Below are 12,575 nucleotides of genomic sequence, written 5' to 3' on the forward strand. Positions count from 1 at the left end.
ATATCCCATGACCGAGCATGAAATGGACGCCACGCCGTCTGAAGACACCGTTGAAGCCGTTGAGAACAGACCGACCCATTCCGGCTTTGTCGCGCTGATCGGCCCGACCAATGCTGGCAAGTCCACGCTGGTGAACCATCTCGTTGGCGCCAAGGTGTCCATCGTCAGCCACAAGGTGCAGACGACACGCGCCGTGATGCGCGGCATCGCCATCCACAACAATGCACAGATCGTGTTCATGGACACGCCCGGCATTTTCAAGCCTCGCCGCCGGCTGGACCGCGCAATGGTGACATCCGCCTGGGGTGGCGCAAAGGATGCAGATATCATTCTGCTTCTGATCGACAGCGAGCGTGGTCTTAAGGGCGACGCGCAGACGATTCTGGAAGGCCTGAAAGATGTGAAGCAGACGAAAATTCTCTGCCTGAACAAGATCGATCAGGTGCAGCGCGAGGATTTGCTGAAGCTGGCATCTGCGGCCAATGAAATTGTCAACTTCGACCGTACCTTCATGATCTCGGCGACCAACGGTTCCGGTTGCGACGATCTGATGAACTACCTGTCGGATGAGTTGCCGCAGGGCCCTTGGTACTATCCGGAAGACCAGATCTCGGATCTTCCCATGCGCCAGCTTGCTGCCGAAATTACCCGCGAAAAGCTGTTTTTGCGCCTGCACCAGGAATTGCCTTACGCATCTCACGTGGAAACCGAAAAGTGGGAAGAACGCAAGGATGGCTCCGTCCGCATTGAGCAGGTCATCTATGTCGAGCGTGACAGCCAGAAGAAGATTGCTCTGGGCAAGAATGGCGATGCCATCAAGGCTATCTCGTCATCCTCGCGCAAGGAACTCTCGGCAATTCTTGAGCAGACCGTCCACCTCTTCCTTTTCGTGAAGGTCCGCGAAAACTGGGGTGATGACCCGGAGCGCTTCCGCGAAATGGGTCTGGAGTTTCCTCGGAACTGATGATCCACGGCGGGACCGACGTGGTTTCCGGGTGAATGCTCTGATAGCCTTATCGTTTTCGTTGTTTATGGATACCCATGTCGCCCAAGAAGCCTAACGGAATGTCGACCACCCCTTGCGAGCAATGTCCCTTGCGAGGTCTCAAATATTTCCGTGATTTTTCTCCGGCCGAACTGGGTTTCGTTTCCCATTTCAAAACCGGCGAGCTTTCTGTGGAGCCGGGCGCCATCGTGTTGATGGAGGGCTCTCACAGCGCGCATCTCTACACGATCCTGCAAGGTTGGGGCTTTCGCTACAAGACGCTGGAGGATGGGCGCCGTCAGATCCTCAACTACCTGATGCCCGGCGATCTCGTCGGGTTGCAGGGAACCGTCATGGGCGAGATGCAGCATTCCGTTGAGGCGCTGTCACCGATTACGCTGTGTGTGTTCGAGCGCGGACGGCTCAACAGTCTCTTTGGCGATCACCCCTCACTCGCCTATGATATTACCTGGATAGCGGCCAGCGAAGAGCGGATGCTCGACAGCCATCTTCTCAGCGTCGGGCGAAGAACGGCGCTGGAGCGTGCGGCATATTTGCTGGCGCTGTTGCACAACAAGGCGGTGCGCGTCGGCCTTATGGAGAAGGACGGCCCGATACCGGTGACGCAGCAGCACGTCGCCGATACGCTTGGCCTATCCATTGTGCACACCAACAAGACCCTGCGCAAACTTGCCGACAAGGGCTTGATTCGCTGGACAGATAAAGGTTGTATTGTTCTTGATGCGACGGGCTTGGCCCAGATTGCGAGTTGGGAACCGGATTTGCGCAATTTGAGGCCATTTATCTAACAATTCTAATATAAAACAGCTCGTTTCGGTATGTCTTTTTTAAATGACGATGTTGACCCGATCTGCGATGTGATAGGAATTGGTTCCGTGAATGTTCATGGATTTTTTGAGTGCTGCGATATTTTAAGCGGCCGGAGAAGATAAAATATGTTGCCTCAGCGGGTCCTCATCGTAGAGGATGAATATCTGGTTGCCATGGATGTGGAAACATCGCTTCAAGCCATGGGCGTTAAAGCGATCGATATTGCTACGACTTTATTCCAGGCCAAGGAGTCACTGCTCCGCGAAAAGCCTGACTGCGTTCTTCTCGATGTCAGCCTTTCCGATGGCATGAGCTATGAGCTTGCGCGCCACCTGAGGGAACATGCGATTCCTTTTGGCTTTGTGAGTGGTTACGGCGACACGAGCGGCTTTCCGCCTGACTTTGCCGATTCGCATCTTCTCGATAAGCCCTTTGGTGAAATCGAGCTGAAGACTTTCGTCACGCGCATCATGACGCAGTAAAAGCCCCAAGCGCTGACGCGCCAGATCGGCTATATCTAAACTTTGTAGTAGCAGATCGAGCAACCCATCCATGCAATGGCAGGACGATGCGATTATTCTGGGCGTAAAACGCCACGGTGAGACGAGTGTCATTGCCGAGGTGATGACACGCACCCGTGGGCGTTATCTGGGGCTTGTGCGATCAGGTCGGTCACGCAGCATGCAACCGGTGCTTCAGCCGGGAAACCGTGTTGATGTAATATGGCGGGCGCGTCTGGATGACCATCTGGGCGAATATCGCATTGAACCACTGCAATTGCGCGCCGCACAGCTGATGGAAACGGCAACGGCGGTTTATGGCGTCCAAGCGATGGCCGCGTTGCTCAGACTTTTGCCGGAGCGCGATCCGCACCCGCATCTGTTCGAGGCGCTGGATGTGATCCTCGACAATCTGTCAGACCCTGCCGATGCTGGCGAGCTTTTCGTCCGTTTCGAACTGGCGGTTCTCAACGACCTCGGCTTCGGGCTTGATCTTGAGGAATGTGCGGCCACCGGCCTGCGCGACGACCTTGTCTATGTGTCGCCCAAGACGGGCAGGGCGGTATCGCGTGCAGCCGGCGCGCCCTATGCCAACCGTATGCTGGTGCTGCCCCAATTTCTGAACAAGGAAAACTCCAAAGCTGCCGACAGTGAAAGTCTGGCAGCGGCCTTCAGGCTTACAGGCTATTTCCTGCACCGCCATGTCTATGAACCGCGAGGCCTCAACGAAAATGCCACCCGCGACGGTTTCGTGCAGGCGGCATTAAAGGCTTTGGATAAGGCTTCCTGATAGACGCTTACGCCGGGACTGGACGTGTCACGGCGCGCTCCTGGATTGGCCAGTGCACCACGGCGGCAAAAAGGCCCATGGCAACACCCAGCCACCAGACGATATCGTAAGAACCGAGCTTGTCGTAGAGAAAACCACCCAGCCAGACGCCGAGAAATGACCCGATCTGGTGCGACAGGAACACGACGCCTCCCAGCATGCCGAGATGACGTGTGCCGAACATGATGGCGACGAGGCCATTTGTGGGGGGCACGGTGGATAGCCAGAGAATGCCCATGACTGCCGCGAAAATGATGACCGATGTGGGGGACTGCGGCAGCAGCAGGAAGGCCGTAACGGCGATGGAGCGGCCAATATAGATGTAGGCCAGCAGATAGGGCTTGGGATAACGCTGGGCGATGAAGCCAGCAGCAAGCGAACCGGCAATATTGAAAAAGCCGATCAGGGCCATGGCAATCACGGCATAGCGCGGCTCAATGCCGATATCACCGAGATAGGCCGGGAAATGTGCGGTGATGAAGGCGACCTGAAAGCCGCAGACGAGGAAGCCGGTGGCCAGCAGCAGATAGCTTCGGTGGCTGAGGGCTTCGCGCAGGGCCTCTCCAGCCGTCTGCTTGAACTGTGCCTGAGATTGGGTGCCGGATGATGAGTTGCCGCGCAGCGGCCACGCCAGAAGTGGCACGAGCAGCATCATCGCAGCCAGCCAGACAAGGCTGTCCGACCATCCATAGGTGGAGATCAGACCCTGGCTGATGGGTGCGAAAATGAACATGCCCGCAGACCCGGCAGCCGTTCCGATGCCGAACGCCATGGAGCGCTGCTCCGGCGTAACATGGCGCGCAAAGGCCGAGAGAATCACGCTGAACGATCCGGCCGCAACGCCCAAGCCCACCAGCACGCCGCCACCCAGATGCAGCCAGAGCGGTGAACTGCCGATGGACATGCAGACAAGCCCGGCCGCATAAAGGACACCAGACAGGATCAGCACGCGCCCCGTTCCGAACTTGTCGGCCATGGCGCCAAAAATCGGCTGGCCGATGCCCCAGAACAGGTTTTGCAACGCCATTGCCAGCCCGAAGGTGGAGCGATCCCAGCCGGTATCGGCCAGCATGGGCAATTGGAAAAAGCCCATGGCGGAACGTGGGCCGAAGGTGAGAACGGCGATCAAGGAGCCAGCGGCGATGATCAACCACGGCATAGGGTTGGCGAGAGGCGAGCGCGTAGCGTTAGACATTGAAATTTTCCCCGACAGAAGAAAAAGACTATCTCCTGCAAGCCCGCTTCACCAGCAACTTTTCTTGACCAATCGATGAGTGTCGTTGATGGGCTGTGCCTTAAGGGAAGGCTCAGCCCCGCGTCTTAATCGACCATCCTTCGCTTCGCTGTTCCACGACCTTCAAAACATCCCCCACAGCGATAGACCCTTCGCCGCGTGGTGTCAGGTTCCACCCAAACAGGACGCCGGGCACGCGCCGATCAGCCGACATGCGGATGCGGCCCATGGCTTTTATGGGGGAGGGCACGTCACGGGAACCGGTTTGCTGATCCTGTGAGGTCATGATGCAGCGGGTGCAGGGCTTGACGAGATCAAAGCGGATGCCGTTGATTTCGACTGTCGCCCAACGGTCTTCCGCCCATGCTTCATCAGTCTCGACCACGATGTTTGGGCGGAAACGATCCATGCCAACTTCACCCTCGCCATTGGCGGTCATATCCTGGTTCAGAGCGGCAAGGGAAGCTGTGGTCGTCAGCAGGATCTGGTAGCCATCCGCAAAGGTCACGGGCGTGTCATCACCTGTCCAGTCGATGTTGGCGCTGCGGCGCGAGGTCTCATCGAAGAATGCAAGCTTGACGTCCTGGCCGAGCCAGTTCGACAAGGCTGCATTGGCATCATCATTTGCGATGGCCGCATCGACCGTGGATCTCCAGACCGTGGCATCGATCCGCTTGGTCGATGGTGAAGCAAGGACGTGTCCTTTACCATCCATGGAAAGCACATAGCCGCCCTGTTCAGCCTTCGTGATGATGCTGGCAATGTCTGGCAGTTCGCGCTGGGTGATGAATTGCCCCGATGGATCAACCAACATCAGCCGCCGGTCTCCCGGCAAACCCTCGGGCGCGATGAGGCTTTCAGACAGCGAGATGCCGCGACCGCTTTTGAGCGGGTAGATGTTGAGTTCGGTGATACGCATTCCGTTTCCCATGGCTCAGGGCCTAAATCTCGTCCAGAAACAGGTCGAGCACCTGTCTCAGCCGTTCGTGACGTTCCCCGGCAATCTGCCGTCCGGCCTCAGTCTGAAAGCCGTCGGCCAGTTTAAAAAGCTTGTTTTCGAAATGGTCGATGGCAAAGCGACGGTCATCCAGCGGGCGGTTTTTTGCCAATGGATCTTGCGGATCATAAAGGGCAGAACCCATGCGGCCTGCAATATAAAAGCAGCGGGCAGCGCCCACCATGCCGATGGCGTCCAAACGGTCGGCATCTTGAAGGATTTTTGCTTCCAGCGTTTCCGGCGCGATATTGGCAGAAAAACTGTGGGTCAGAATGGCGTGGGCGACGGCTTCGATGTTGGCATCGCTCCAGCCCATAGCCTGCAAGATGCCAGATGCCTTTTCGGCTGCCAGCCGCGATGCTTGTGCACGCAGCGGAGAGTTCTTCTCCACTGCCACGCAATCATGCAAGAGAACGCTGGCGGCCAGCACCGCGCCATCGCCACCTTCTTGCGCGTGAATGCGCATCGCATTGCGAAAGACGCGGTGAATATGCGCCATGTCATGCGATCCGTCATCGCCTTCGGTTGCATGCGGTATCAGCGCTTCTGCCAGTGCCTCGAAAGGTGCGAAAGCCTGTGCCAGCATGTGATTCCCCCGTTTTATGGTGTGTTGTTTAAAGGGGGAGGCACGGGTGCACAATCACTCTTGTGCCTCCTCCGCCTTCGGCTGGGATGTCAAAATCTTCTGATAGAAGAGGCCAATTCCGATCAGCACGACGCCGAGCCCGATGAAGGACAAGGCGCGCAACACACCTTCCAGATTGCTCATATCGATCAGGAAGGCCTTGGCAACGGCGAGGAAGACCAAAGCCGCCGAGGCAAGCCGCAGGCTTTTTGCATCAAAGCGCGAGCCGAGCACGAGCAACAGCACACCGATGACGAGCCAGACCACGGAATAGCTGTAAGTCTCACCCTGAAGGAAGCCCTTCCAATCCGCGATATTTTCTCCCTGCCAGAAATGGCGAACAGAGAGTGTTGCCCAGGCAAAACCGAGCGCCGCGCCTGACAGCGCCAGAGCCGTAACATAGGCTGCGGGGCGTTTGTCGCGCGCATACCAGGCAAGCCCGGCATAGGCGATGGCTGGCAGCAGATAGCCGATCAGCAGCAGGTTGAAGAAAGGCCAGGGGCCGGTGCTCTCGCCGGTGAGATAAGGGTTGAGGCCGTAAAAATGGGCAATCAGCACATTGGCCATGGCGATAACGCCCGCGACCATGGAGCCGTAGCGGAAAACCGGGCTCGGGCTTTTCATGTCCAGCGTCATCAGAACGCCTGACATGCCAATGGTGAGTAGCGTGTAGATTGACTGTTCACCAAGCGTGGGTGTCGCCGAATTTAGAACGCCGCCATTCATGGCATGGCGTACAAGGATGGCGATGGTGAGCAGACCGAGCAGGCTGGCTATGGCTTGCAGAATATTCTTGACCCGTGCACCCGGCCAGTCCCGCAGCAGCCATGCGGATGCGATGGCAAGCAAGGCAGGAATTCCGTAACCGGGCAGGAGTGCGTTGAACACGGGCGTCGTGCCGAGGTTCTGCGGGCCGACGATGGTCGGTTCCCACGCAATGCGGCCCAGAACGAAGACGCAAGCGAGCACCATGGCCCATGGCAGTGCCGACCATGAGACGCGCCGGGTTGCCAGCACATAGACAAAGCCGATGGCTGGAATGAGAAGGGTGGTGGCAAGCCCTGATGTCAGCGTGTGAACGATGAAGACAAAGGCGAGGAACGAGCCGATCAGCATAATGTTGATGGGCGTGGTAAAACCGTCTTCACGTTTCAGAGTGAGCCGATAAGCGCCACCCAGCAGCACAAGGGCGACGGCCAGACCGTAAGCCGCGTGCAACCAGTCCCGGGTGAGATTGCCATATTCCACAAAGCTGATGATGCCGAGACCGAGCGGAACGGCGACGCCGATAAACGCCCACATGGCTCCGAAAGACGGATCAAGCACGGATTTGCGCCGTATGGCCTGCCAGGAAAACAGCAGGAACAGAATGCCCATGATGCGCGTAACTGGAGCCTGCGCGGCGACATCAATGCCAACCGATGATAGGGTTGCCGTTCCATCACCCACGGTCGGCAGGTAGTTGACGCCAAAGCCTGCCAGCAGGTTCGCGCAGCCAAGGGCTGCCAGCGAGGCGAAGATGGCGGACCAGACTGCGTGGTTGCGTCCTGCACCCATTGCAGCGAGACCCAACACCAGAACGGCCATGGCAAAGGCCGGGTGCATGGTTATGCCGGTTTCGATGACGGAAAATGCAAGTGCCGGAAGCACGATGGCCAGAGATAGTGTCACGTTGAGGCTGGCCGGTGGGCGGCCCAGCAGTTCCCGGATGACAGGAAAACGGCTGTCCAAACGCGGTGCGTAAACAGCCATGCCGGCCGGCTGGCTGGTATATTTACCCGGCCAGATCCAGATGGAGCCGGCGATCATGGTAAGAAGGCTTGCCACCACAGGTTCGGCCTCGATCAGGGGTGCATAGACCATGTAGCCGATGGCCCAGAGGCCAAGCCCGACATTGGCCAAAGCCGGAACGAAATGCCAGCGCTGGCTTCGCGATGCTGCCGCAGTGGCAAGCCAGGAGGCGGTGAGAAAGCCAAACAGGGCCCATATATTGGGGGTCTCGGTCGAGATCAGCGCGGGTGTCACCATCGAGCCGAGAAGGCCAAGTCCGGCCAGCGCTTGCCCATGCAGAAGCGAAAGACCAATCGTCGCAAAGCCGACCAGCGCCAGCAGGATGAACGCTGTCGTAGGCCCGATATAGTCGTAAATGCCATAGGCCGCATAGGTCACGCCAAACAGGGTGAGGGCGCCCGCTGCGGTGAGAATGCCGGGAATCATGGCGTTGGAATAGGCGGTGGCGATGCCCGGCATCGCTTTGCGACGAACCGCTTCACCGGCGGCCATCAGCATCAGGCCGAAAGCCGCAGCCATGGAAAGGCGCACAGCCGGGCTGAGCAGGCCGCTTTCAATGGAATACTTGACGAGGAAGATGCCGCCCAGCGCCAATGCCAGGCCACCGGCCCAAACGGCCCAGCGTGCACCAAGCTTGCTTTCAAAGCTTTCTTTGGGGCGCGACGCCGCAAGCGGCAGTGTTTCAGCTTGCTCGTCTGCACTGTCGGCCGGAACATCTTCCAGAGCCGTTGCCGCGACAATGTTCTCTTCGAGAGGCAGCGGTTGTTCCGGCACGGGTTCTGCGAGAGGGGCTTCGCCGGAGGCCATCCGGGCCTTCAAGGCCGTCAACTCTGCCTCGACGGCTGTCAGGCGTCTGGAGTTCTTTATACTCGCATTCAGCGTGTAGAAGAAGGCAAAGACGTAGCCAATAGCGATCAGCAACAGGAGTGATGTCATAACAACCTCAAATATGATCCTGTTTTCTAGGCGCTTTCTCGCTAATTAAGCAAGTTTGCTTGTGGACAACTCCTCTGCCCATCGTTTGGCAAGCACCACATCGTCCACGCCCAACTCGTGGCCGAGCGGCACAAGTGCCATCTGCGCATCCGCTCCGCTCTGGATCAGGTGCTGTTTCAGAATGTCGGCCTTGTCCCGGTGGCGATCGGTCTCACCGGCTGCCAGCGTGAAGCGTGTACCGGAAAGATCCGCGTGCGGCCACTCGGTTAAGACAGGCATCGGCCGCAACAGTAGGGCATGTCGTGCCAATTGCGGATGAAGCGCGAAGAATGCCGCCGCGAAGTTTGCCCCGTTCGAGTGGCCGATGAAACTCAACCTGTCTCGGTCGATGCCATAGACACCAATGGCCTCTTCCACGAATGCGGCGAAGGCCTCTGCTTCAGAAACAATATCCTTCTCATCGAAGCCGAGGTCGCCAAATCGGCGGAACCAGCGGGCAATATCCTCTTCTGTGCTACGCCCACGCACACCCAGCAGGGTTGCGCGCGGGTTGGCGTTGTGGGCAAGCGCCATCAGGCTCGTTTCGCTTCCGCCGGAGCCATGCAACAGGAGGATGGTGGAGCCATCCGGCTCAGAGGGCGTGTAGAAGCGGTGAACGAAGGGCAAATCGCGGTAAATAACGCGCTCTTCCCCCGGCATGGAGAATTGCGGCAAGGCCACGCGGACATCATCGTCATCCCGCATGAAAAGTTGGGGGGTGAACAGGTGCTCTCCCAATGTCTCAACTGGCTCGTCCACCGTCATGCCGGGCGCATCTGTTGCCATTTCGATCAGCACGTCGCCGGGTTCGCGCACATAGAGCGAGGAGAAATACTTGCGGTCATGCGCATTGGTGGCGGATGAGTTGAGGGATTGCAGCCCCTTCAGTGTCTCGTCCAGTTCGTCCATATCTGCGGCACGAAAAGCAATATGATCCACCGTGCCGGTGCCGGGCGCGCTGGACCAGAAGCCGGTCGCATCGCGAACATCGATCACGTCTCCCGATGCGGAAACCGTGCGGCGTATTGAGCCGCTCTGGCCTGTACGGGTGTAGCCGAAATGCTCTTTCAGGAAGCTCTCCGTTTCCTCCGGCACTTCGCTTAGCATGGTTGCGCCACGGATGCGGCGAATAGCGTGTTCGCGGGCAATGCCCGGCGCTTCATGCACATTCGTATCGCCAAAGGCATGGGTGCCAACCAGTTTCAGGATAATGCCATCAGGGTCTTTGAGGCGAATGACCGGCTCGCCAAATTCCTCCATCGGTCCTTCCGTTCTCACACCTGCCTGCAATGCGCGCGTCAGCCAAAAGCCGATGCTGGCCGGATCAATCGCCAGCGAGACTTCCAGCGTCTGGCCATAACCCACACGACCCTGCGCTCCGTCTTCCCACACAAGGAAGGTCAGAAGAGAGCCGGGAGAGGCCGAATGATCGCCATAGAACAGATGAAGCTGCATGGCATCTTCAAAACCCGCGGTGCGCTTCACCAGCCGCAGGCCCAGAAAGCCGACATAGAAATCCACATTGGCCTGCACTTTGCGGGTAATCATGGTGATGTGGTGGATACCAAGTGCGGATGTCATGCCTGTCTCCTGCGTCGTTTCCTCGTGAGCCCTATGTTCTTCGGCGGCGAAAATTTAGCAATGCGACGGATTGAGAACGATGTGTTCGTTTCGTGAACATTCGCGTGAAAGCAGCTCCTTTTGCCCGCAAATTATGCGCTTTGCTCGAACCATATTCTAGAAATGATTATATATTGTGCGGAAAATATTTTGAGCAAAATATGTGCTATTTCTGCTTGCTATCGCAAACCAAATTGTTTTCTATGGTCCCAACAACATAAAAAACCTTCAGAGGGAAATTTCAGATGTTCACGCGAAGGCTGTTTTCAAAGACAGCGGCTTTGGCCGCTATGGGTTTGTTTGTTGGTATATCCACCGCGCCGATGACAGCCTTCGCGCAAACCCCCATCAAATTCACACTCGATTGGAAATTCGAAGGCCCCGCCGCCGGATTTCTGCTGGCGCTGGACAAGGGATATTTCAAGGCCGAAGGGCTGGATGTGACCATCGATAGCGGCAACGGCTCGGTAGAAGCCATCCCGCGTGTGGCCACGGGCGCCTACCAAATGGGCTTCGGTGATATCAATTCCCTGATGAAGTTTTTGGACGAAGACCCGACCCAAAAGGTCAAGGCCGTCTATATGGTCTATGAGCGCCCGACCTTTGCCGTCGTTGGCCGCAAGTCGCTGGGCGTGACGAATGATCCGAAATCGCTGGAAGGTAAAAAGCTGGGTGCGCCGCCGCCGGATGGTGCATTTGCCCAGTGGAAGGCCTTCAAGCAGGTTGCCAAGATCGATGATAGCAAGATCGATATCCAGTCCATCGGTTTTCCGGTGCGCGAGCCGATGCTGGCCAAGGGTGACGTGGATGCCGTGTTTGGTTTTGCCTTTTCCGTCATCCTGAACCTGAAGGCGCAGGGCATTGCCGATGATGATATTGCGACCATTCTGATGGCCGAACATGGCTTGAATCTTTATGGCAACGCAGTCCTCGTCAACACTGATTTTGCAGCGGAAAATCCTGATGCGGTCAAGGGTTTCCTGAAGGCGCTGGCCAAGGGCTTTGCCGATTCCGTCAAGAACCCGGAAGAGGGCGTTGCCGCCGTTCTGAAGCGCAACGAAACGCTGAACCCCGATATCGAATTGCAGCGTCTGACCATGGCAAATGCCATGAACATCAAGACACCCTACGTGGTTGAAAATGGCATGGGCGGGGTCGATGCGGCCCGGCTGGCGGCCTCCATCGAGACACTGAAAGTGTCAGTCGGTCTCAAGGGCAACGTCAAGGCTGAGCAGGTCTTCGACGCAAGCTACCTGCCACCCAAGGCGGAGCGTCTGCTTCCATAAGTCTGAACAGGCCAGCGCACTTGGTGTTGCGAGATAGCTATCCCCGGCCTTCGACCGGGGATGACGCTTTCAATGCAACGCCCCACGCATACTCGAAAATCACAGGAACTGGAATGGCTCAACTCGTTGAAATTGATGGCGTTGATATGCGCTATGGCGGGGCATCTGGCACGCTTGCTGTCAGCGGCCTCGATCTCAAGGTCAAGAAGGGGCAGTTTGCTGCTGTGGTTGGGCCATCTGGCTGTGGCAAATCGACATTGATGAAACTCGTCACCGGCCTGCACATTCCGCAAAAGGGCAATGTCATCGTGGCGGGTAGTCAGGTTACAGAGCCGGTTTCGATTGTCGGTATGGCATTCCAGAACCCAACCATGCTGCCATGGCGCACGACGCTGGAAAACATTCTGCTGCCGCTGGAAATCGTGGAGAGGCACCGCCACCGGCTGCGGGCCAACAAGGCGGAATATGTGGCCAAGGCCGAGCGCCTGCTGGAAATCGTCGGGCTGAAAGGTTTCGGCTCCAAGTTTCCCTGGCAGCTTTCCGGCGGCATGCAGCAACGCGCCAATCTTTGCCGCGCGCTCATTCATGAGCCGGAACTCCTGATGCTGGATGAGCCTTTCGGTGCGCTGGATGCCTTTACCCGCGAGGAATTGTGGTGCGTCATCCGCGATCTTCACGCCGCCAAGCGCGTGACCATCATTCTGGTGACGCATGATCTGCGCGAGGCGACATTTCTGGCCGACAAGGTTTTCGTGATGAGCGCAAGGCCGGGCCGGATATTGGCCGAGCACAAGGTACCCTTTGCCCGCCCGCGCCAGCTTGATCTGATGTATGAAAAGAATTTCAACGAAATGGTGCAGCAGTTGCACGGCGAAATCGCCAAGGCGCGGGTGGCAGCATGA

The 12,575-nt window shown here is 57.6% G+C and carries 11 protein-coding genes; 6 read left to right on the plus strand and 5 right to left on the minus strand.

All coding sequences use genetic code 11. The features are described from left to right. Positions 1 to 7 precede the first annotated feature (7 nt). The 4 genes from era (at position 8) to recO (ending at position 3,106) form a co-directional block, all read left to right on the plus strand. The gene (gene era / locus RQI55_RS10600; protein WP_042618394.1) at positions 8 to 964 is read left to right on the plus strand and encodes a GTPase Era; all 957 of its coding nucleotides are present in this window, start codon (positions 8 to 10) and stop codon (positions 962 to 964) included. 77 nt (positions 965 to 1,041) lie between these two features. After that, complete coding sequence (locus RQI55_RS10605) at positions 1,042 to 1,794, plus strand: Crp/Fnr family transcriptional regulator (protein ID WP_042618395.1); 753 nt, start codon at positions 1,042 to 1,044, stop codon at positions 1,792 to 1,794. 147 nt (positions 1,795 to 1,941) lie between these two features. Continuing rightward, on the plus strand, positions 1,942 to 2,298 hold the full coding sequence (locus RQI55_RS10610; protein WP_243256343.1) for a response regulator: 357 nt from the start codon (positions 1,942 to 1,944) through the stop codon (positions 2,296 to 2,298). Positions 2,299 to 2,368: 70 nt separating this feature from the next. Then, positions 2,369 to 3,106: a DNA repair protein RecO gene (gene recO / locus RQI55_RS10615; RefSeq protein ID WP_243256342.1), complete on the plus strand. Its 738-nt coding sequence runs from the start codon at positions 2,369 to 2,371 to the stop codon at positions 3,104 to 3,106. Between the two features lie 7 nt (positions 3,107 to 3,113). Here the strand turns inward: recO and RQI55_RS10620 are convergent, their stop codons facing one another. The 5 genes from RQI55_RS10620 to RQI55_RS10640 form a co-directional block, all read right to left on the minus strand. After that, positions 3,114 to 4,340, minus strand: coding sequence for an MFS transporter (locus RQI55_RS10620; protein WP_243256341.1), 1,227 nt, complete (start codon positions 4,338 to 4,340; stop codon positions 3,114 to 3,116). Positions 4,341 to 4,452: 112 nt separating this feature from the next. Then, the gene (locus tag RQI55_RS10625) at positions 4,453 to 5,298 is read right to left on the minus strand and encodes an MOSC domain-containing protein (protein ID WP_243256340.1); all 846 of its coding nucleotides are present in this window, start codon (positions 5,296 to 5,298) and stop codon (positions 4,453 to 4,455) included. 22 nt (positions 5,299 to 5,320) lie between these two features. Continuing rightward, complete coding sequence (locus RQI55_RS10630) at positions 5,321 to 5,962, minus strand: HD domain-containing protein (RefSeq protein WP_243256339.1); 642 nt, start codon at positions 5,960 to 5,962, stop codon at positions 5,321 to 5,323. 54 nt (positions 5,963 to 6,016) lie between these two features. Then, positions 6,017 to 8,728, minus strand: coding sequence for a DUF2339 domain-containing protein (locus RQI55_RS10635; RefSeq protein ID WP_311272539.1), 2,712 nt, complete (start codon positions 8,726 to 8,728; stop codon positions 6,017 to 6,019). A gap of 45 nt (positions 8,729 to 8,773) precedes the next feature. Continuing rightward, on the minus strand, positions 8,774 to 10,348 hold the full coding sequence (locus tag RQI55_RS10640) for a VOC family protein (protein ID WP_243256337.1): 1,575 nt from the start codon (positions 10,346 to 10,348) through the stop codon (positions 8,774 to 8,776). Positions 10,349 to 10,677: 329 nt separating this feature from the next. On the opposite strand from RQI55_RS10640, the gene RQI55_RS10645 reads away from it, so the two are divergent. Further along, entirely contained in the window at positions 10,678 to 11,673 is a 996-nt protein-coding gene (locus RQI55_RS10645) for an ABC transporter substrate-binding protein (protein WP_409233720.1), read from the plus strand. Positions 11,674 to 11,786: 113 nt separating this feature from the next. Next, positions 11,787 to 12,575 (plus strand): ABC transporter ATP-binding protein, encoded by a 789-nt coding sequence (locus tag RQI55_RS10650; protein ID WP_243256335.1) that lies wholly within the window; start codon positions 11,787 to 11,789, stop codon positions 12,573 to 12,575.

This window comes from Rhizobium sp. WCS2018Hpa-16 (genome assembly GCF_031843705.1).
GTDB classification, from domain to species: domain Bacteria; phylum Pseudomonadota; class Alphaproteobacteria; order Rhizobiales; family Rhizobiaceae; genus Agrobacterium; species Agrobacterium tumefaciens_C.

Coding starts and splice junctions, on each gene's coding strand:
- RQI55_RS10650 (WP_243256335.1), top strand. CDS start 11,787: ATGGCTCAACTCGTTGAAATTGATGGCGTTGATATGCGCTATGGCGGG.
- era (WP_042618394.1), top strand. CDS start 8: ATGACCGAGCATGAAATGGACGCCACGCCGTCTGAAGACACCGTTGAA.
- RQI55_RS10630 (WP_243256339.1), bottom strand. CDS start 5,962: ATGCTGGCACAGGCTTTCGCACCTTTCGAGGCACTGGCAGAAGCGCTG.
- RQI55_RS10620 (WP_243256341.1), bottom strand. CDS start 4,340: ATGTCTAACGCTACGCGCTCGCCTCTCGCCAACCCTATGCCGTGGTTG.
- RQI55_RS10635 (WP_311272539.1), bottom strand. CDS start 8,728: ATGACATCACTCCTGTTGCTGATCGCTATTGGCTACGTCTTTGCCTTC.
- RQI55_RS10625 (WP_243256340.1), bottom strand. CDS start 5,298: ATGCGTATCACCGAACTCAACATCTACCCGCTCAAAAGCGGTCGCGGC.
- RQI55_RS10605 (WP_042618395.1), top strand. CDS start 1,042: ATGTCGCCCAAGAAGCCTAACGGAATGTCGACCACCCCTTGCGAGCAA.
- RQI55_RS10610 (WP_243256343.1), top strand. CDS start 1,942: ATGTTGCCTCAGCGGGTCCTCATCGTAGAGGATGAATATCTGGTTGCC.
- recO (WP_243256342.1), top strand. CDS start 2,369: ATGCAATGGCAGGACGATGCGATTATTCTGGGCGTAAAACGCCACGGT.
- RQI55_RS10640 (WP_243256337.1), bottom strand. CDS start 10,348: ATGACATCCGCACTTGGTATCCACCACATCACCATGATTACCCGCAAA.
- RQI55_RS10645 (WP_409233720.1), top strand. CDS start 10,678: ATGGGTTTGTTTGTTGGTATATCCACCGCGCCGATGACAGCCTTCGCG.